19 protein-coding genes are annotated in these 20,330 nt (G+C 66.4%); 7 read left to right on the top strand and 12 right to left on the bottom strand.

Annotated features, from left to right (window positions below):
* Positions 1 to 138: 138 nt before the first annotated feature.
* Together PPZ50_RS08215 and PPZ50_RS08210 are read right to left on the bottom strand one after the other, a co-directional pair.
* A complete protein-coding gene (locus tag PPZ50_RS08215; RefSeq protein ID WP_272815799.1) occupies positions 139 to 765 on the bottom strand; it encodes a hypothetical protein in 627 nt (208 codons plus the stop codon).
* Positions 762 to 1,268 carry a hypothetical protein gene (locus PPZ50_RS08210; protein WP_272815798.1) on the bottom strand — a complete coding sequence of 169 codons (507 nt, stop codon included), beginning with the start codon at positions 1,266 to 1,268 and terminating at the stop codon, positions 762 to 764. The genes PPZ50_RS08215 and PPZ50_RS08210 overlap by 4 nt, the downstream gene beginning before the upstream one ends.
* A 520-nt stretch (positions 1,269 to 1,788) precedes the next feature.
* On the opposite strand from PPZ50_RS08210, the gene PPZ50_RS08205 reads away from it, so the two are divergent.
* Positions 1,789 to 3,174: a hypothetical protein gene (locus PPZ50_RS08205; RefSeq protein ID WP_272815797.1), complete on the top strand. Its 1,386-nt coding sequence runs from the start codon at positions 1,789 to 1,791 to the stop codon at positions 3,172 to 3,174.
* Here PPZ50_RS08205 and PPZ50_RS08200 read toward each other — a convergent pair.
* Both PPZ50_RS08200 and PPZ50_RS08195 read right to left on the bottom strand, forming a co-directional pair.
* A complete protein-coding gene (locus PPZ50_RS08200) occupies positions 3,166 to 3,729 on the bottom strand; it encodes a hypothetical protein (protein ID WP_272815796.1) in 564 nt (187 codons plus the stop codon). The two genes, PPZ50_RS08205 and PPZ50_RS08200, sit on opposite strands and share 9 nt — an antisense overlap.
* 70 nt (positions 3,730 to 3,799) lie before the next feature.
* Positions 3,800 to 4,408: a hypothetical protein gene (locus tag PPZ50_RS08195; RefSeq protein WP_272815795.1), complete on the bottom strand. Its 609-nt coding sequence runs from the start codon at positions 4,406 to 4,408 to the stop codon at positions 3,800 to 3,802.
* 615 nt (positions 4,409 to 5,023) lie between these two features.
* Here PPZ50_RS08195 and PPZ50_RS08190 point away from each other — a divergent pair.
* From PPZ50_RS08190 to PPZ50_RS08165, 6 genes are all read left to right on the top strand, one after another.
* A complete protein-coding gene (locus tag PPZ50_RS08190; protein WP_066686946.1) occupies positions 5,024 to 5,950 on the top strand; it encodes a cation diffusion facilitator family transporter in 927 nt (308 codons plus the stop codon).
* A gap of 124 nt (positions 5,951 to 6,074) precedes the next feature.
* The gene (locus PPZ50_RS08185) at positions 6,075 to 6,536 is read left to right on the top strand and encodes a MarR family winged helix-turn-helix transcriptional regulator (protein ID WP_272815794.1); all 462 of its coding nucleotides are present in this window, start codon (positions 6,075 to 6,077) and stop codon (positions 6,534 to 6,536) included.
* A gap of 27 nt (positions 6,537 to 6,563) precedes the next feature.
* Positions 6,564 to 7,430 carry an SDR family oxidoreductase gene (locus tag PPZ50_RS08180; RefSeq protein ID WP_066686941.1) on the top strand — a complete coding sequence of 289 codons (867 nt, stop codon included), beginning with the start codon at positions 6,564 to 6,566 and terminating at the stop codon, positions 7,428 to 7,430.
* A gap of 144 nt (positions 7,431 to 7,574) precedes the next feature.
* On the top strand, positions 7,575 to 8,081 hold the full coding sequence (locus tag PPZ50_RS08175; protein WP_066686939.1) for a 2Fe-2S iron-sulfur cluster-binding protein: 507 nt from the start codon (positions 7,575 to 7,577) through the stop codon (positions 8,079 to 8,081).
* A complete protein-coding gene (locus tag PPZ50_RS08170) occupies positions 8,078 to 9,067 on the top strand; it encodes an FAD binding domain-containing protein (RefSeq protein ID WP_066686937.1) in 990 nt (329 codons plus the stop codon). Before PPZ50_RS08175 ends, PPZ50_RS08170 begins: the two co-directional genes overlap by 4 nt.
* A complete protein-coding gene (locus tag PPZ50_RS08165) occupies positions 9,064 to 11,406 on the top strand; it encodes a xanthine dehydrogenase family protein molybdopterin-binding subunit (RefSeq protein WP_066686935.1) in 2,343 nt (780 codons plus the stop codon). The genes PPZ50_RS08170 and PPZ50_RS08165 overlap by 4 nt, the downstream gene beginning before the upstream one ends.
* Here PPZ50_RS08165 and PPZ50_RS08160 read toward each other — a convergent pair.
* The 8 genes from PPZ50_RS08160 to thiD all read right to left on the bottom strand — a co-directional run bounded on the left by PPZ50_RS08160 (position 11,398) and on the right by thiD (position 20,191).
* Positions 11,398 to 12,102, bottom strand: coding sequence for an NAD-dependent deacylase (locus tag PPZ50_RS08160; RefSeq protein WP_066688027.1), 705 nt, complete (start codon positions 12,100 to 12,102; stop codon positions 11,398 to 11,400). The two genes, PPZ50_RS08165 and PPZ50_RS08160, sit on opposite strands and share 9 nt — an antisense overlap.
* 60 nt (positions 12,103 to 12,162) lie before the next feature.
* Positions 12,163 to 12,594, bottom strand: coding sequence for a hypothetical protein (locus tag PPZ50_RS08155; protein WP_066686933.1), 432 nt, complete (start codon positions 12,592 to 12,594; stop codon positions 12,163 to 12,165).
* Between the two features lie 395 nt (positions 12,595 to 12,989).
* Positions 12,990 to 13,601, bottom strand: coding sequence for a TetR/AcrR family transcriptional regulator (locus PPZ50_RS08150; protein WP_066686930.1), 612 nt, complete (start codon positions 13,599 to 13,601; stop codon positions 12,990 to 12,992).
* A gap of 48 nt (positions 13,602 to 13,649) precedes the next feature.
* Complete coding sequence (locus tag PPZ50_RS08145) at positions 13,650 to 15,989, bottom strand: hypothetical protein (RefSeq protein ID WP_066686927.1); 2,340 nt, start codon at positions 15,987 to 15,989, stop codon at positions 13,650 to 13,652.
* Between the two features lie 69 nt (positions 15,990 to 16,058).
* Positions 16,059 to 17,135, bottom strand: coding sequence for a dihydropteroate synthase (gene folP, locus PPZ50_RS08140; RefSeq protein WP_066686924.1), 1,077 nt, complete (start codon positions 17,133 to 17,135; stop codon positions 16,059 to 16,061).
* Complete coding sequence (locus PPZ50_RS08135; protein ID WP_066686917.1) at positions 17,135 to 18,262, bottom strand: site-specific DNA-methyltransferase; 1,128 nt, start codon at positions 18,260 to 18,262, stop codon at positions 17,135 to 17,137. Before PPZ50_RS08135 ends, folP begins: the two co-directional genes overlap by 1 nt.
* 185 nt (positions 18,263 to 18,447) lie before the next feature.
* Positions 18,448 to 19,044 (bottom strand): ribonuclease HII, encoded by a 597-nt coding sequence (locus PPZ50_RS08130; protein ID WP_066686916.1) that lies wholly within the window; start codon positions 19,042 to 19,044, stop codon positions 18,448 to 18,450.
* Positions 19,037 to 20,191, bottom strand: coding sequence for a bifunctional hydroxymethylpyrimidine kinase/phosphomethylpyrimidine kinase (gene thiD / locus PPZ50_RS08125; protein WP_066686915.1), 1,155 nt, complete (start codon positions 20,189 to 20,191; stop codon positions 19,037 to 19,039). Before thiD ends, PPZ50_RS08130 begins: the two co-directional genes overlap by 8 nt.
* Positions 20,192 to 20,330: the final 139 nt, after the last annotated feature.

Here is a 20,330-nt window from a genome sequence, read left to right as displayed (position 1 = left end):
GGTAAGGCTGCGAAATCATCGTTCTGACGAGCCGTACCTCCCAGCGGTCAATTCGATGGACGGGGCGCTGATCGCTCCGTCCATCGCCATGGATCGATGCGGCACGCTGCATGGAGCCACACCACAATATCACACTGTTCATTGCCCCAACGTCAGGGCCCAGCGTGCGGAGAAATCCGCCCAATCCTCCGCCCACATGGCATGCTCGCTTTCGGCAAGATCGGGATGCGTCGGCCCCCAACCCGACGCCCGGTGGGTGCGACCAAGCACGATGGCGTGGGCGTGCGGGGCTTCCTCCGCCAGCTGATCGCACGGCGCGTGAGCGACCACGAGACTGGTCAGGCGGCGTTCCCGACCGAACCGCAATGCCGCGTAGGACAGCACCGCTCCGAACCCGTCATGCACGGGCACATCGGAAACGAACGGGAAGGTAAAGACCGCGCCCAGAAGCTTCTGATGCGGCTGGACCGCCGCGTCGTATTCGCTGAACAGCCGTTCCAACGACCCGACATCTGGCACGCCGGGTGCCGGGATGATCCGGTGATCACGGGCCGTCACCGGCCAGCCGCACGCCGTTCTCGGCGTATCCCCGACAGGCTTGACGGGATTGAGCTTGGCGAAGGCAATCTGGCTCATCGTATTATCCAGTCCGCTGCGCCGCGGCCGGACGAGGCCGAAGCCGATCGCGCGACCGGCCTCGGCACGGACATCGAAAAGCCGGTCGGCGACGGCGCCAGGCGCCAGCCATTCGGGAAGCGTGATCACTTCGTCCCTCCCGCGAAGATGCCGGACAGAAGCACGCGACCGTCGGCCAGTCCCGCTCGCCGGTCGACTTCGCTATCCCATGGCGCGCATTCGCAACTGCGGAGTCCCACAGGCAGCAGGGCGAAGCACGTGCTTCCCGGCTCCGGGGGCACGAAATGACATGATGCCCCGGCACCGAGGAAGAGGTTCAGTCCGGATGAGTAAACCGGATCGTTGCCGGCGAGCATGACCGCGAAGGTAATGCCGTCAACGTCACCACGCGATGCGAGCGCGATCAGCACATCGGTGTCATATGCCCGGCCGAGTTCCGCGACGTCTCGGCGGGCGGGCGGCACGATTGCAGGGACGATCACCAATCGCGCTGCGGCTGCGTGGAGATAGTGCCGCAGCCGGGTGGCGGGCATCGAACCCGCATCCGGATCGACGGGAAAGCGCAGCCCGGCGAGACGCGCAGGGGTAAGGGCAGCGGCGATCGCGACCGCCTCCAGTGTCTTGATGTGCATGTTCGACTTCTATCCATGGGGGGCCGCGGGCTGTTCGCGGCGATGCTCCCTGGTCATTTCACCTCTCGGCTCAGCCGATCCGCTTTCCGGCCTTTCATCGCCGACCTCGCCGCCATGCGGCGCTTGGGTGGTCTTGGCGGAGTATGCCCTTGGCCATGCGACCGGTCCCGCCTTCCGGAGGCACCGTCATCGCGGTGCCGGCGGACCTGGAGGCGACGCCTCCACCAGGAGCGCTTGCGCTCCCGGCGCGCATGCGCCGACGCAGCTAAAATGACACAAAAATGAAATGCGGCATTTTAGCGGTATTGCGCCGCAGTTTCTGTGCGGCCCTGCATGGGGCCGCTCTGCCTTCTTCTGTGAGGGCGCCCACTTCTTTCTGTGAGCTTTCCTCCACCTTTTGTGAGGCTGTGCACGCCGCCCTTATGGCGGCGTTTACCGGATGTGAGGGTCTGTAAGGTTATGCCCGCGTCATGTCGTGGACGCCGGACGGGAGCTGGTCATCTGCGCTGACGGAGCGCCAATGATCGACCTCAACGCACTTCTGACCCCAGCTGAATTCGCGGCCTATCGTCGCCACCTTGCTGGCGGAGCGTTCGAGGATGGATCCAGCGAGCAAGCGAAAGCAGCCCAGGAGGCCGTCTCGGCAATGCTGGCCCTACTGGTTACCAGCGGTGGTCGCCATGCCGATGAACCGACGGGCACTGGGCGAGGCTCGATCGTCACGGAGCTAATTCATGCCCTCGTTGGGCCAGATCCTGATCCGCAAGCGTGGATCGAGGCCATCGCTGTGGGCACGTTCGACCTCACCGGCTACAAGGCCTACGCCAAGCGCCCAGAGCCGGTGCAGGGTAAATTGACGAAGATCGGCACTCCGGGAAATTATCTGCCACGGCTGTTGCAGCGTTACGAAAAAGCCGTGGGCAATCGCAGACCCAACTCGAAGGAGATTGCCGATCTGCGGACCGCGCTCGGTATCCTGATTGCTACAACGCTGCTGAAAGAACTGCGCAATGCGACGAACGCGCGGGCGGCGCTCGGCAGTGCATGGCCTCTTGTCGCGGCTGTCTCCGGTCGGCCTCACGCCGAGCTTCGTAGGAAGCTCGCAGCACATGGCGATGATCGCAAATTTTGCGATCAACTTCGAGAAGACATCAAGCATTCTGTCGATGCCTGGGAGATGCGACATCCGTGCCCCCCCAAGCCCACGAACAAGGCCGTCGATACGCAAGCGCCTGAAGCGAAAATCCTACGGCACTTTGCCGCCGAAACAGAGATCGACAAACGCCGCACGCAGGCGTTCATTGAATTCGGGACGACCCTGCTTTCCGGCCAAACTCACCCGGATGATGCAACAATGAATCGCGCAATCGAAGCATTCGCGAACGATCCCGCCATCTCTTGGTTGAAGGAACGGCCGCACGGACACGGCGCACAAGTCTACCTCGACGACACGCGCATCATGCAACCGGACGATCGCCCTGCCTTTTGCGCGATGCTCCAGGCTTTGATGCCGGTCGCCGCCGGCCCGAGCACGCGGGAGCAGATCATTGGGCGAGCTGCGATGGCATCGATCGGCTTTCCAAGGCCCTTGGTTATGACGGAGAGTTCACGAATCAACGAACGGCTGGGCGACCTTGCCCAGAGTATCCAAGATCATGTGGGCTATATCGGTTTGCCGCCGGTCGGCACTCCGATCGCGCACCTTACCCTGTTCGAGGCAAGCGCCTGTTTCTGGTCCATGGAAGACAACTGGCCAGCGCGAGATGATTGGGAGTTTGCCGGTCTCTGCCCTGGGCCGCCGTCGGAACAAGGCAGGAAGGCCGCCGCGCGACTCTGGGAATGGCTAAACCGTCAGACCAATCTGACAAATTTCAAAGCGATGCCCAATATGGACCTTTCAGAATGACCGGGCATAGTCGATCGCTTGATCATAAACGCCTGATTCGACATTTGCCTCCACGCGTTTGCCGATCACCGCTGCGATTTCCGCCACATCTTCTTGCGTGAGGCCGGCAAGGTCATCGCGACCGATTTCATGCTCATCGTAAAGCTTGTCGATGAAATCAGCCGCATCGGCATAGAGGCCCGTGGCCTTTTTAACCTCCCGCTCACGATGCTTGTCGCTTTCCGCAGCCTCATAGGCTTTAAGCTCCATCTCCGCGAAATGCAAAGCGAGTTCCTTGACCAAAACTTGCTCGATAAGAGGCTTCAACTCTTCACGAATCTTCGCCGCCTCAGCCCGCAGTGTCCGTACACGATGATAATTGTACGTAGTTTTCAGCGTCATGCCTTCAAGGTGACGACGGTAAATTTCAACCCGACGACCAGCAGCCAGCCCTTTGATGGCGGCAAGGAGATGCTCGCGTCGTTCAGTATATTCTACCAGCTCAGCCTGCACCAACCCGACCAGGCTCATCGGCGTATCAGGTTGAGCTGCAGGTTCATCGCCAGTTTGATTCATCTTCGCGGTTCCGTCTCAAAGAGGCAGTGCGGCCCGATTGATATTATAGAGGCCGGGGCGCGCCGACGCCTTAATCGTTGACCGCCTCGGGTACATCATACCCCGCCATGCCGGCTGCCCGGGCCCGTTGTTCAGGCAGGATTTCCGCAAAGAAGCAGTCACGGAAATCTCGAGCGTCCTTAATTTTCATCACATAGATTTTCGCCGCAAGATCGGCACTTAGCATTTGAAGATTGGCCTCGAAACCGGGGGCGGCGTGAATGCCTCCGACCCCGACCGGAAGCGCATCAAGCGATATGAGACGCAGTGGAGCTTCAGCTGAGCAGTTCGATCCCAGAAGATCCACGATCGTATTCAGCAATTCACAATAAACGTCGCCAACCCGAGTCGCCTGGAGATTTGCGATCGTCACAAGTGCGGCCTCCACAAAGTCGGCTGCATTCAAGGACGAAATATCACTGTCATGAAGCCTATGGACGAGCGGAATTTTTATACCGCTTGTAGACTCCACCAGCGTCGAACAAAAGTAGGATGAACCGTTTTGCGGGTCATGAGTCACCCTTGTGACCGCAAACCCCGCTGCCTCCGGAAAGGACAGATCTTCCCAACGGCTTGAAACCTGCCGCAGCAGCATGTCAGAGATTTTATCTAATTTCTCAAAAAGTAGATCGACAGCCATTTTTTCATTTCCTTCGATACCTTACCCTATTCCGTCAAATACCGTTCTATACCTTAATAAGATCTACCCGGTTCAGGCCAAAAGGTATGCCTGAAGCACGCAAGGCGTCGATGGAAGAAGAAGAAGCGATCAGGTTTCGACGTACCTTCACCCTCGTTGCGGACCCGATCCCAACGAGACGCGTTCGGCCTTTTATAACATTCGTGAAAGTGCTACGAAACGGCTACGATTACGCTAAAGCGCATCTTCTAAAGTACTGATTTCACTGGGTGTATGCAGTTGCCTGCACCTCCCGTAGGGGTCACCATTCCAGCGATATTTCGCGGAAGGTGCGGCAACCTTTTCCCTTATGATTTGCGCGTCGCTGCGAACGCTACCCCCGGTGCATGAGCGGGTTGCTTTAGGACATTTGCCCGGATTTGAATGCGTCCGACCGGCTACCTCCGGCCATCGCGTGACGACACCGCCTCCAACGATCCGCAAAGGCGCCGATCCTGCTTCGGACGCCATTGCTGCTCCGCCTCGTCGCCGGGCGTTCCACTAGCGAAACCGCTAGTCCCGGGTTTTGCGGGAATGGCGATGACAGCGGCCCTCGAAATGAGGCACAGGTGCGGCATGAAGACCGAACAAGGTATACTGCGCCTGTCCGTCGTCGTTACCATCGTGTTGGCGATGGCCGGCGCCGGTATTGGCATCGTGGTCGGGTCGTCGGCTATCGTGTTCGACGGGGTCTATGGCTTGATCGACGCGGCGATGACCGGGATGGCATTGCTCGTCGCCCGGTTGATCGCCGCCTCCAATACCGCCGACGCGGCGGGCGGCATCTACAGCCGGCGCTTCACCATGGGGTTCTGGCACCTCGAACCGCTCGTGCTGGGGGTCAACGGCACCCTGCTGATCGGTGCGAGCGTCTATGCGATCATCAACGCCGTCGGCGCGATCCTTTCCGGCGGCCATGCGCTCGCCTTCGGGCCGGTAATGGCCTTTACCGGCGCCAGCCTGCTGGTCGATATGGGCATGGCCGTACTCGTCCGGCGCGCCAACCGTTCGATCGGATCGGCCTTCGTCGCGCTCGATGCGCGGGCATGGGCGATGACATCGGCGCTGAGCGGTGCGCTGTTCCTGTCATTCATCATCGGCTTTGCCGTACAGGGCGGGCCATATGGCTGGATCGCGCCCTATGTCGATCCGATCGCGTTGATCCTCGTCTGCGTCGTCATCATCCCCGGGCCGTTCGCGACCGTGCGCAAGGCGCTGTCCGAAATCCTGCTGGTGACGCCCCGCGACCTGTGGACTCAGGTTGAGGAAGTTGCCGGCAAGGTGGTCGAGCAGCACGGTTTCGTCGGCCACCGCGCGTTCGTCGCCCGGGTCGGCCGGGGCATCCAGATCGAGCTTGCCTTCATCGTTCCCGAACATTGGCCGGCCCGCCGGCTGGAGGAATGGGACCTGCTGCGCGACGCCATTGGCGATGCGTTGGGCAAGGATAGCCCCGACCGGTGGCTGACGATCGTGTTCACCACCGATCCCGAATGGGCCTATTGACCGGGGCCGGCACCGTCGCCTCGCCCTTCTGAACCCAAAGGACTGCAGGGTAGCCACTTGGCTATGGAACCAACCCGGCCCATCCTGATTATGACAACATATTGTCAACTTGAGTACAGCGGCTATGTCCGATCTTCACCCCGATGTCCGCGAACTCGCGCTGTCGGTCTTCGGCGCCAATGGGCGGCTGGTCAGTGCGGGTAACGATCTGGTCGCCGCGCTCGGGTTGACCAGCGCGTGGTGGCAGGTGCTGGCCGCCCTGCACTATTCGCCCGCCCCGCATACCGTGGCGTCGATCGCCCGCGCCATGGGGCTGACCCGGCAGGCGGTGCAGCGCATCGCCGATCTGCTGGCCGAACGGGGGCTGGTCGCCTTCTATCCCAACCCGCATCACCGCCGGGCCAAGCTGGTCGTGCTGACGCCCGCCGGATCGACGACGCTGATCAGCGCCGAGCAGGCCGTCGCACCGCTGGACGAAGCGATCGTCGATCGGATCGGCGTGCCGCGCATCCGCGAGGCGATCGCGACGCTCCACGCCATGATCGCGGTGATTTCGGAGCGGCTCGACCCGTCCGACGCTCTCTAGTTCCTCAACGTCGAAGGACCCTCCCCCATGATTCTGATCTCCGGAGCCACCGGCGGCATCGGTGGCGAAGTGTGCCGGCTGCTCAAGGCCGCAGGAACGCCGTTCCGCGCCATGGCGCGCAAGCAGGAACAGGTCGACGCGTTCGCCAGGCAGGGCATCGACGGCGTCCTCGGCGACTTCGATCGGCCGGAGACGCTGGCGGGCGCGATGCAGGGTTGCGACACGATGTTCCTGATTACGCCGCCCACCCCGAACCAGTTCGCGCAGGAAACCGCAGCGATCGACGCGGCCAAACGCGCGGGGATCGGCCGGATCGTCAAGATTTCCGCATCGGACGGGAATGTGCGATCGCCGGTGCCGTGGGCGCGGACGCATGCGCTGATTGATCATCATCTGCGCGCGGCAGGCATCGGCTGGACGATCCTGAAGCCCACCGCCTTCATGCAGAATTTCCTGTGGTTCAAGGACCCGATCGCCCGGGGCTTCCTGCCGCAGGTGACCGGCACGGGATCGGTTTCCTGGATCGATACGCGCGACGTCGCCCGCGTCGCCGCGACGGTCCTGATGCAGGATGGCCATGACAGCGCGACCTATTTTCTGACCGGGCCGGAAACGCTCGACATGAAGGAGGCCGCGAAGCGCCTGTCGGCGGCGGTCGGCCACAAGGTCCGTTATCTCGACCTGCCGACCCCGCTATTTCGCGCGCTCCTCCGCCTGACCGGCAATTCGCGCTGGATGGCGAAGGGACTGGTGGTGCAGTTCGCCGACGTCGTCGCCGGGCATCACGACATCGACCCGACGTTCGAGATCGAACGCCTTACCGGACAGGCACCACACAGCTTCGCGGACTTCGTTCGCGATCATCGTGATAGCTTTGCGCGACCGGGTAGCTGATTGCGGACAGCCGGTCTGCGCGAGCGAGTTTCGCGCAGGCCCGCCGGCTACCGCAGCGTCCGTACCGTTCGACCGAAACTGCTCGACGGCAGGCCCGCAACCTGTTCTGCTCCTGCGCGTCAGCTTCGGAATCGGAGACTTGCCATGTCGTTGATCGTCAATGGAAAGGAAGTGGCGCTCCCCGCCGATCCCCGCGTCTCGCTGCTGGAACATCTGCGCGAGGGGCTGCACCTGACCGGCACCAAGATGGGCTGCAACCAGGGCGCATGCGGAGCCTGCACCGTGCTGGTCGATGGCGAACGCATCCTGTCGTGCCTCGCGCTGGCGGTGCAATATGCCGGGCGGCAGATCACAACGATCGAAGGGGTCGCGGACGGCGACGCGCTCCACCCGCTGCAACAGGCGTTCATCGACCATGACGGCTTCCAGTGCGGCTATTGCACGCCGGGGCAGATCTGTTCGGCGATCGGCATGGCGGCGGAGGCACGGCGCGGGGTGCCGAGCGTGGTGACCGACGACCTGTCGGCGACGGTCACGCTTACCGGCGAGGAGATCCGCGAGCGGATGAGCGGCAATCTCTGCCGCTGCGGCGCGCATAACGGGATCATCGATGCCATTCGCGCGACCGTCGCGGCGGAGGTCGCGGCATGACCCCGTTCACCTATGCCCGCGCCACCGATCGTGCCGAGGCGCAGCGGATGGGCGGCGCGAACGGTGCCGCCTATCTCGGCGGCGGCACCAATCTCGTCGACCTGATGCGCGAGCGGCTGGCCGAACCGTCGATGCTGGTCGATGTCAGCGCCCTGCCCGCCGCGATCGACGAAACCGCCGAGGGCGGGTTGATGATCGGAGCCGCCACGCGCAACACCGCGCTCGCCGAACATCGGCTGGTGCGCCGCCGCTACCCGATGCTGACCCGCGCGATCTTGGCCGGGGCGTCGGCGCAGATCCGCAACATGGCGACGGTCGGCGGCAACCTGCTCCAGCGGACGCGCTGCACCTATTTCTACGATGCCGAAGGGTCGCGCTGTAACAAGCGTGCGCCCGGCACCGGTTGCGACGCGCTGGGCGGGTTCAACCGCATCCATGCCGTGCTGGGGGCGTCCGACGCCTGTGTCGCGACGCACCCGTCCGACATGTGCGTCGCGCTGACCGCGCTGGACGCCATCGTCCATGTCGACGGCGCGACGGGATCGCGGACGTTGCCACTTGCCGAGTTGCACCGCCTGCCCGGCGACCGGCCGGATCGGGATACGGTGCTGGAGCCCGGCGACCTCGTCACCGCGATCGAGCTGCCGCCGCTGCGCTTCGGTGCGAATTCGACCTATCGCAAGGTCCGCGACCGTTCGAGCTATGCCTTCGCGCTCGTCTCGGTCGCGGCGGCAGTCGAGATGGACGGCGACCGCATCGCCGACCTGCGCATCGCGTTCGGCGGCGTCGCGCACAAACCGTGGCGCGCCTCGACCGCTGAGACGATGCTGCGCGGGCGCCCGGCCGGTCATCAGGCGTTCCTCGACGCCGCCGCCGCCGAATTTGCCGATGCACAGCCGCTGCGGGACAACGGCTTCAAACCGGCACTGGCCGGCCGGACGATGGCCGCCGTGCTGGGCGCGCTGACCAAGGGAGAAGCGGCATGAGCATTGTCGATTCCGCCAAGCAGAAGATGCAGGGGCTGGTGATGGGTACGCTGCAAAAGGTCGTGCCGCTCGCCCCCGACCGCTGGATGCCCGGTGGCACCCCCGACCCGCTGATCGCGCGCAAGCACGGTTTGATCGGCAAGCCCGTCTCGCGCCTCGACGGCAATCTGAAGGTGACCGGCGGCGCGGCCTTCGCGGCGGAGCACCGCTTCGATGGCATGGTCTATGCCGCGCTTGCCTATTCGACGATCGCGCGCGGACGGATCGCGGCGATCGATACGCAGGCGGCGGAGGCGGCGCCGGGCGTCTTGCTGGTGATGACCCATCGCAACGCCCCGCACATGGCCAAGGCGCCGATGTTCGGCAGTTCGCCGAGCGCCGTCGGTCCCCACGACCTCGCCATCTTCCAGGACGACCGCATCCACTGGAACGGGCAGCCGGTCGCCTGCGTCCTGGCCGAAACGCAGCAACAGGCGGATCACGCCGTCGCGCTGCTCGACGTGACCTATGCCGCAGCGCCGTCGACCACCGACCTTGCCACGGCAAAGGCGAACGGCACCGAACAGGCGCTGTTCATGGGCCAGCCGCTGCGCAACGCGATCGGCGATGCGGAGGGGGCGCTGGCAAAGGCGGCGCACCGGGTCGACCAGCGCTATCGCACGCCGCGCCACAACCACAACCCGATCGAACCCCATGCCGCGACGCTGAAATGGGACGGCGACCGTCTGATCATTCGCGACGCCAGCCAGATGGTGACGCAGCAGGCGCAGACCATGGCCGACGTCTTCGGATTGAAGCCCGACCAGGTCCGCCTGACCTCGCCCTATGTCGGGGGCGGTTTCGGCTGCAAGGGGCTGTGGGATCATCAGGTGATCGCCGCCGCCGCCGCACGCCTGTCCGGTCGGCCGGTCCGCATCGCCCTGTCGCGCGAGGGGATGTACCGCACCGTCGGCGGACGCACGCTGACCGAACAACGGGTGGCGATCGGCGCGAGCGCGGACGGCCGGTTCGAGGCGCTGGTCCATACCGGCCTGTCGGTGATGACGCCGCACAACGCCATGCCCGAACCGTTCATCCTCGGCACCCGCAGCGCCTATGCCGTGCCGAACCTGCTGCTGCAGGTCGACGTGGCGCGGATGAACATGATCGCCAACACCTTCATGCGCGCGCCGGGCGAGGCGGTCGGCACGTTCGCGCTGGAATCGGCGATCGACGAGCTGGCGGTCGACCTGGGCATCGATCCGGTCGAACTGCGCATCCGCAACGAGCCGGACAAGGACCCGACCAGCGGCCTGCCCTTCTCCTCGCGCCATATCGTACAGGCCTGGCGTGACGGGGCGCAGCGCTTCGGCTGGGACGCCCGCCCCGCCGCCCCCGGCGCCCGGAGCGAGGGCGAATGGCAGATCGGCATGGGTTGCGCGACCGGCACCTATCCCTATTACCGCATGCCCGGGGCCAAGGCGCGCATCACGCTGCGCCGCGCAGGCGATGAGATCTATGCGAAGGTAGAGGTCGCCGCCGCCGAAATGGGCATGGGCACCGCGACCACAACCGCGATCGTCGCCGCCGAACGCCTCGGCCTTCCGCTGGATCATGTCGAGGTTGGCTATGGCGACAGCGACATTCCCGGCGCGATCATGGCCGGCGGTTCGCAACAGACCGCCGCGATCGGCGCGGCGGTCATGTCGGCGCATGCCGAACTGGTGACGACCCTGCTGAAGCTGGCCGGCAACGACTCCCCGCTGGCCGGCCTGTCGGCGGACGAGGTCGGCAGCGACGGCGGCGCGCTTGCGAAGCTGGATGACCCGACCCGGCGCGAACGCTACGCCTCGATCCTCGCCCGAGCGCAGCGTGATAGCGTCAGCGTGACCAAGGCCGGATCGATGCCGTTCGAATTCATGCACTGGTCGATGCATTCGCACAGCGCCCTGTTCTGCGAAGTCGGCGTCAACCGCGTCACCGGCGAGATCCGTATCCGCCGCTTCCTCGGCTCGTTCGACTGCGGCCGCATCCTCAACCCCCGCACCGCCGCCAGCCAGTTCAGGGGCGGCATCGTCATGGGGCTGGGCATGGCGTTGATGGAGGAAACGCACTTCGACGAACGCAACGGCCGGATCATGAACCCCAGCTTGGCCGAATATCACGTCCCCGTGCATCTCGACGTGCCGGAGATCGACGTGATCTGGACCGACATTCCCGATCCGCACGCACCGATGGGTGCGCATGGCATCGGCGAGATCGGCATTACCGGCGTCGCGGCGGCGGTCGCCAACGCGGTCTACAACGCGACCGGCACCCGCGTCCGCGACCTGCCGATCACGCTCGACCGGCTATTGTGACGATAGCAGTTCGGCGACCCAGGCGGGCACCAGCTCGCCCGCCGGGCCGAGCCGGCTGTCGTCGAACCGGTCCGACCCGGCCGATCGCTCCAGATTGAGTTCGAGCGTCGCCGCGCCGCGATCGTTCGCCCATTCGACGAAGCCGGCGGCGGGATAGACCGCGCCCGACGTGCCGATCGACACGAACAGGTCGCACGCGCCGATCGCCTCGACGATCCGGTCCATCGCATAGGGGATTTCGCCGAAGAACACGATGTCGGGCCGCAGCGCCGGTGCATCGCACGTGCCGCAGCGGCTGCCCGGCGGCAGCGGCCCGCTCCATTCCTGGCGCGCGCCGCACTGCGCGCACAATGCGGACCTGAGCGCGCCGTGCATGTGCAGCAGCCGCTCCGTCCCCGCCCGTTCGTGCAGATCGTCGACATTCTGCGTGACGATCAGCAGCTCGTCGGCCCATGCACGGTCGAGCGCCGCCAGCGCATGATGCGCCGCATTGGGCTCCACCGTCGCCAGCGCCGCGCGCCTGAGGTCGTAGAAGCGATGGACCAGCGCCGGATCGGCCCGCAGCGCCGGTGGCGTGCACACATCCTCGACCCGGTGCCCTTCCCACAACCCGCCGGGGCCGCGAAAGGTGGCGATGCCCGATTCCGCCGATACGCCGGCTCCGGTCAGGACCACGATATTACGGATCGCACGCATGGTCGTGGCATAGGCGACCGAAGCGGCGTCCGGAAGGGTGTCGGACGCCGCCACTGACGATTACAGCCCCGACACCGCCCATTTGTCGCGCGCGGCGCGTTCGTCGCGGCTGCGCGCCGCACCGATGCTGGCGAGCATGGTTTCATACTGATCGGTGGTGAACCCTGCGCGCAGGAACGCCGTCAGCTCCTCGGCCGGGACCGCGAAGCCGCGATGCCAGCTGAGCACCGCCATGCGCCGCAATGCCTCCAGCTTCGGATCGGCCAGCGTCGGCGACCGCCCGCCCCGCCCGAACACCTTGCCCAGCGCGATCGACAGCGCCGACGGCTCGCGCAGCGAGGAAAGGCGATCATGCTGCGCCAGCGCCACGACCGACCATTCGAGCGCGGTCAGCCCGGTCGCCGACGCCTTGCGCTCCCGCGCCGGTGCCACGACCGTGGCATCGGTATAGGGCGCGAGAACCGGATCGCCGGAAAAATGCAGATAGGCCATGGATATCCTCCCGAAATGGCTAGCGCCCTCCGACCGGCGGCACGATGATGCCGCCGCCCGCCCCCGTTGGGTCCGTGGCGCTGTGATGATGACGCCGACCATCGATCGCCCGGACACGATGGTCAGGACGGAAAACGGTCTGTCGATGAAGCTAAGCGGTTGGGCGTGCCGTCCGGTTACGGGGACGGCGCGCGGAAAACAGGTTCGGTCATAGCGGCATCCTTGCGAAAGCCGGGCAATGCCGAGTCGGCCGCCCCTTCTATACTGACTGGTATATTAACGGCCGGCCGACTCGTCAACGACTTTCTGTACCGCTCGGTAGTATAATATTTAGGTCCTGATCCGGTCGCGTAAAGGCACGGCGCCGCGTCGATCCAGCTATGCCGGATCGAACGCTAACGCCCCGGCCACATCATCAGACTGGTCGCCACGACCCGTTCCAGATCGGCACGCGTCGCGCCCGAACCGGCCTGCACCGCCATCCCCTGAAAGATGGCGAAGAGATACCCGGTCAGCCCGGCGATATCGACATCCTCGGGCAGGTCGCCCTCACGCTTCGCCTGTTCGAACCGTTCGACCAGCGCCGCCTGCGACGACGCGCGACGCTGCATTACATCGGCCTTGATCGATTCGGCCTCGGCCCCGCACGCGCTCATGCTGATGACGCCCAGGCACCCCTTGGGATCGCAGCTGCTCATCTGCGCATCGATCGCGCCGCGCAGCAGATGCTCGACCACCGCGCGCGCGGTCGGCTGTTCCAGCGCCTTGCGCATATATTCCAACTTCTCGGCCTCGTAGAGGTCGAGCGCCTTGTGGAACAACGCCTCCTTGTTGCCGAACGCGGCATAGAGGCTGGGCTTGGTGATTCCCATCGCCTCGGTCAGGTCGGCCATCGACGCGCCTTCATAGCCCTTGGACCAGAAGACGCCGAGCGCCGCCGCCAATGCCTGATCGACACAGAATTCGCGTGGCCGCCCCTTGGGTGCAGCGGTGATCACATTTTCCATAACGACCGGTACATATTGCTTTTGGCCGTTTTCACAAGCCCCGGCGGACTAGCGCACCCGCAACACCGCGTCGGCGGCGTCGTGGAGTTTCAGATAGATAGCACCATCGCCGCCACGCGGTACGGTAACGCTCGTTCCGACGAACCCACCGGGCAGCGTCACCGCCCCGGCCATGTCGGGGGTCGTCCCGATCGCAGCGACCAGGAACAGGTCGCGCCCGCTCACCGTGCAGCTCTCGCGGCACTCGATACCGGTCACCACCGGCAGCCGGACCAGTGTCGCCACCGCCTGCCAATCGCCCGCCGTACCGCCGCGCCATACCCGGACCCGGATCGGACCCGACACCGCCGGGCCGAACGCCGCCTGCGGGGCGATGGTCGCGACCACCACGTCATCGCCGATCCGCTGCACGGCGCCCGACGCGATCGTCAGCCGCCGGCTCACGTCGCCCGCCGCGATCTCGATGCCGTCGTCCGGTCCGCCCAGACCTCCAGCGATCCTTGCCGAAAAGGTAAGAGTCGCGGTCGTCGGGACCAGCCCGGCCGGCAAGTCGATCGGCCGTGCGCCCGCGGGCGAATCGAACGCCACTCGCCGGTCGAGCAGTTGCACGGCGGGACGCGACGGCGCCACGGTCGCGGCGACCGTGGCGCTGCGCCCGTCGCGCAGCTGCACGCTGGCACTCGTATCGGTCGCATCGCCCAGCGGTTGTTCGGCCACCAGCACCAACCGGTCCCCCTCACCGACCCGGGTCAACGCGCCGGCCGTGAAGCACACGCCGCCCAGCGTCAGGCCTGCCACCTGATCCAGCCGCGCACCCTCCAACACCCCTTCCTTGTCGCCGCGATGGAGGGTGAACCGGTCCAGCCGGCTCGGCTCCGCCCGACCGGTCAGTGCAATCTGGTCCGGCGCGACCGCCCCGTGCCGCACGACAGTGAGCGTCAACGGCCCCGGCCGGGTCTTGCTGAGCGGCAACGTCGTCTCGATCGCATCCGGCGCCGCCGCCTTCCACGTCAGCGATCGGCTGAGCCCCCCGGCATCGCGCAGCGTCAGCCCGGACACGCAGGCCGAGGCACCGCCGCGCAACACCAGCGGATGATCGCGCCCGACGATCACATTGGCATCGGGTTGCGGCGTCCATGCGCCCGGCCCGTCGATCTGCGCCGGCACGCGGGGCCCGCTGAACCGGTCGAAGCCCCAGCTGCCCTGTACCACCGCATCGGTGATCGGCCCGGCGACCGACGCCCCGCCCGCCAGCACCAGCCCGCCGCGCTCGGCATCGGGCGTCAGCTTCAGCAGCGACACCTTGCCGTCCGCCGCCGTCACCTTCAGCGTCAGGTCGCGGGCGTAATCGGTCGCGAACAGCAGCGCGGCATCGTCCAGCGGCAGCACGAGGTCCGGCCGGGCAAGGCACAGCGCCCCTTGCGCTCCCGATCGCCACAAGGGCGGTGGCGCGTCGCCGATCGGGGGCAGCGGCGCGACCAGCACCGATCGCGGATTCTGGAACGACGGGGCGCTGTTCAGCTGCAGGTGGATCGCATCGCCCTGCCCCAGCGCCAATGCCGGCAGATATTGATATTGCGCGCTGCGAAACGCCCCGAACAGCCGGGCCAGATCGCGCGCTAGGCCGATATAGGGGCTGTAATAGCCCGCCCCGCCCTCGCGCGTCGCGGCCACGCGATAGGCCAGGTCGACCGGTGCTCCGGTCAGCGTCTCGGTCAGTGTCGCGCCGCGCTGCGCCTGCAACACCAGCGCGTCGCGCTGCTGAGTCAGGCACGCCGCCTGCAACGCCCGCTGTTTCAGCAGGCAATCGGCGTTCAGCTTGATGCGCAGCGCATCGGCCAGTACCGGGGCGGCGCTCGCCAGCCGTTCGGGCGCGGCATCGCCGATCCGTCCGATGGCACCGACGAATGCGTCCAGCCGCTGCCGGTCGAGCGATGCCTGATACAGGTCCTGCGCCGCGCGCACGAAGACGCCGGGCCGCCCCCGCACCGCGCCGCGCACCGCTGAAAACCCGCCGCCTGCTTCGGGTGCCAGGAACAGCATCGCCTGCTCCGCGCCCTCCGGCACGGTGACGGTCAGCACATCCTTTTTCGGTTTCCACGTCTCGACCGAAAAGAACCAGTCCTTGGGCGGCGGATTGGTCGCGCCGCGCAGGAACGCGACGACCAGCAGATAGCGTGCCGACTGGTCCGCCGGCAGCAGCGCCCGCGCGGTCAGCCTGTCCCCGCCCCTGAGCGCCGGCACCGCCGCGACCGGCAGTTCGACCGCCCCCCGCGTGACGCTGACCGCGACCTCCGGCCCGTCGAGGTCGAACCCGTTCTGCTGGGCACGGGCCGGATCGGCAAACAATGCCGACAGCGCGGCGAGCAACAGGAGTACGCGAACCATGGGGCCGGCTATAGCGGACGGAGGGACAGTTGATCCACCGGCTTGGCCGTTGTGCAACGACCGGGAAGGCTACCGCGCCACCAGCGCCGCATCGCGCAGGCCGCGCCACACCCGGATCGCCTGCACCGTCTCCGCGACGTCATGCACCCGCACGATCTGCGCCCCGCGATCGACGCCGGCCAGCGCCAGCGCGACCGACCCGCCCAGTCGCTGGTCCGCCGGCGCCTCGTTCGACAGCGCGCCGATGATCCGCTTGCGGCTGGCCCCCAGCGACACCGGGCAGCCTAAGCCGTGGAACAGCGCCAGCCCGTTCACTAGCGCCAGATTGTCCGACAGCGCCTTCCCAAACCCGATGCCAGGATCGACGACGATCTTCGCCCGGTCGACCCCGCCGGCAACCACTGTCTCGACCCGCGCCTCCAGCCAGTCGAACACATCGAGCAGCGGGTCGCCATAGCCGTCCCCGGCATGCGGCCCCTGCGCCGGGGCGGGCGAGTGCATCAGCACCACCGGACACCCGCTCGCGGCGACGACGCCCAGCGCGCGGGGATCATAGGCCAGCGCAGCCACATCGTTGACGACATGCGCCCCCGCCGCCAGCGCCGCCTCCATCACCGCCGCCTTGCGCGTGTCGACCGAGACCGCGACCCCCGCCGCCGCCAGCCGCTCGGCGACCGGCACGACGCGGGCGATCTCGTCGCCTTCCCACACGGTCGCGGCACCCGGCCTCGTGGATTCCCCGCCCAGATCGATCAGAGCCGCGCCCGCCGCCGCCATAGCGACCCCGGCCGCCGCCGCGCCTGCCGGATCGCCGACATGCGCCCCGCCGTCCGAAAAGCTGTCCGGCGTGACATTCAGGATCGCCATGACCTGCGGCTGGTCGAACCGCAGCACCCGCTCGCCGACCGTCAACGACGGACGCGGCGCGGTGATCCGGCGATGCAGCTGGCGCGCACGATCCGCCCGGTCCGGCGGCGACGTCGCGACCCAATCGTCAAACCGCTCGACCGGCACGGTCATCCGCAATCCCGCCCGGTCGGTCACCTCATAGGCCGCGAACCACAGCATCCCCCCGGCCAGCCGCAACGCGCCGCCATCGGGCAGCCCGACCGGCGTGTCGACGAAGCGGACCGGGCGCAGATACATCAGGGTTGCGTCGCGAGCAGCCATTGCTGGCGCAGTGCATCGACCGCGACCAGCCCCTTCGACCCTTCGGTGTGCCAGAAGGTCCAGCCATTGCACGACGGCGCGTTCTGCAACGTCGAGCCGAGCTTGTGGATCGATCCGGCCGCCCCGCAGTCGGACAGCAGCGACCCGTCGGCCAGCACGGTCGCGCGGAAGCGGCGCTTGCTGTCGACCACCACCGACCCTGGCGGCAACAGGCCGTTTTCGACCAACACGCCGAACGCCACGCGCGGCGGTTTGGAGGGCGCACGCATCGCGCGGATCGCCGATTCATCGAGCGGCAGCGCCGCCTCGATCCGCGCGGTCGCCGCCTCGACATAGGTCGCGTCGCGTTCGATCCCGATGAAGTGCCGCCCCAGCCGCTTGGCGACCGCGCCGGTGGTTCCGGTGCCGAAGAACGGGTCGAGTACCACATCGCCCGGCTTGGTCGACGCCAGCAGCACGCGGTACAGCAGCGCCTCGGGCTTCTGAGTCGGATGGACCTTGGTCCCGTCCTTGCGCAGCCGCTCCGGCCCGCCGCAGATCGGGAATTCCCAGTCCGAACGCATCTGCAATTCGTCGTTCAGCGTCTTCATCTGGCGATAGTTGAAGGTGTAGCGCGCCTTCTCGCCCATCGATGCCCAGATCATCGTCTCGTGCGCGTTGGTGAAGCGCGTGCCCTTGAAATTGGGCATCGGGTTCGACTTGCGCCACACGATGTCGTTCAGGATCCAGAAGCCCTGGTCCTGCACGATCGACCCGACCCGATAGATATTGTGGTAGCTGCCGATGACCCAGATCGTGCCGTCGGGTTTCAGGATGCGGCGTGCCTCGGCCAACCAGTCGCGAGTGAACTTGTCGTACGCGGCGAAGCTGTCGAACTTGTCCCAATCGTCATCGACCGCATCGACCTGACTGCCATCGGGGCGCAGGAGGTCGCCGCCCAGCTGCAGGTTGTAGGGCGGATCGGCGAAGATGCAGTCGATCGACTTGGCGGGCAGCGAGCGCATCGCCTCGATGCAATCGTCCATCAGGATCCGGTCGAGCGGCAGCGCGACCGTCGTCGCGACCTTCTTCTTCCGGGTTTTCACTGCCACCATCGTCGTCATTCCCCTTGCATTGCCGCCATCTCGCGGAATCCACGAGTCGCGGTCAAGAGGTAATGCTTGACTCTTGCGTTGATGGAGATTCGTTGCGGCGACGAATCGAGTCGCTGCGGGGCATATCTTGAGGCTGAGGACGCGGATCAGACTCCATATCTGGTATCACTCGGTTCGTCGCAAAACCGCGCAGGTCAAAGCGTCAGACACGCCTGCGCGACCGGTGCGAAACTTCTGCGGTGCAGCGGCGTCGGACCCAGCGTCCGAAGCGCCTCCAGATGCACCTTCGCGCCGTATCCCTTGTTCGATGCCCAGCCATAGCCGGGATGCCGGGCATCCGCTTCGACCATCATCGCGTCGCGGGTCTGTTTCGCGACGATCGAGGCGGCGGCGATCGACAGGCTGATCGCGTCGCCGCCGACCACCGCGATGCTCGGATGGCCCCAGTTCGGACAGCGATTGCCGTCGACCAGCACCATACCGCACGCCATCCCCAATGCGTCGACCGCGCGTTCCATCGCCAGCATCGTCGCCCACAGGATGTTGAGCCGGTCGATCTCCTCGACGCTGGCGATCCCGACGCCGACCGTCGCGCATTCCAGCAGCCGGGCGTGGAGGTCCGCCCGCCGCTTCGCGCTCAACTGTTTGGAATCGTTCAGCCCGTCCGGCACGCAATCGCGGTCGAGGATGACGGCGGCGGCGACCACCGGCCCGGCCAGCGGCCCGCGCCCCGCTTCGTCCACCCCCGCCACCGGCCCGACATGGCGCGCCTCGTGCGTCCAGTCAGGCATCGGCGATGCGCCATGGCGGAAACCGCCGCATCTCGCCCGCCTGGTACAGGCAAACCTCGTTGCCCGCCGGATCGAACAGCCGCGCCTCGCGCCAGCCCCAGGGCCGGTCGATCGGCTCCTGCGCGAACGACAACCCCTGCCCTTTCAGATAGTGGACCACGACGTTCAGGTCGCCGACTTCGAAATACACCGCCGGCACCTTGCGCTCCTCGGTCATCTCGATCGAGAAGGTCGCCCCGCCCTCGGTCTCGAACCGGGCATAGCGGCGGCTGGACCGCACGATCGCCTTGAGGCCGAGCAGGCGGTAGAAATGCTCGCTCGCCGGCACGTCGCTGGCCGGCACCGTCACCTGGTTCAGCATCGGCGACCAGCGCGACTGGTTGAGGTCGAGTCGCACCCCCTGCTGCGCCATCGGTCCCGCGCCGCGCCCCAGTTCGTCGGCACCCAGCATCGCGATCCGCACGAAACTGCGCGCGCGGCCGATCGCCTCGACCAGCGTCCATTCCTTCGCCAGCTCGCACGCGATCGCGGTCGACAGGGTACAGCCGGTGCCATGCGTCGCCATCCCGTCGATGCGCGGGGACGACCATTCGACCAACGGCGCGGCACCGCTGCCGCGTTGATGCAGCCGGTCGACCAGTACCTCGCCCTCGCCGTGCCCGCCCTTTTGCAGGACGGCACAGCCATGCGACAGCATGTCGTCCACGCCGCCCAGGGCTTCCAGTTCGGGCAGGTTCGGCGTCGCGACCGTCGCGACCGCCATCAGCCGCTCGAACGCGGCGACCGTCGCTTCGTCGGCGAGCCGCGCACCGCTGGTCGAGATCATCACCGGGTCGAACACCACCGGGACGCCGGGCAGGTCGCGCAGCCGGTCGGCCAGCGCGTGCGCCGTGCGCGCCGATCCGATCATGCCGATCTTCACCGCATCGACGCCGATATCGCGCACTACCGCATCGATCTGCGCCATCACCATGTCGGTCGGGATGGGATGCACTGCATCGACGCCCAGCGTGTTCTGCGCGGTGATCGCGGTGATCGCGGTCATGGCGTGCGCGCCCAGCATCGTCGCGGTCTTGATATCCGCCTGGATACCGGCGCCCCCGCCGGAATCGGAACCGGCGACGATCAGGATACGGGGTGTGGTCATGGGGTGGGGTTAGCCTTGCGATGCGGACGCGACAAGCTCCTCCCCGGTACGGGGAGGGGGACCAGCGAAGCTGGTGGAGGGGGATGTCGGCATACGGAACGGTTGCGTTGCGCGGCCAACCCCCTCCACCGTCCTTCGG

The sequence above is a fragment of the Sphingomonas hankookensis genome, assembly GCF_028551275.1.
Lineage (GTDB): Bacteria > Pseudomonadota > Alphaproteobacteria > Sphingomonadales > Sphingomonadaceae > Sphingomonas > Sphingomonas hankookensis_A.
The sequence above is the reverse complement of the archived record's forward strand: the minus strand, read 5'-3'. Positions and strand labels throughout refer to the sequence as shown.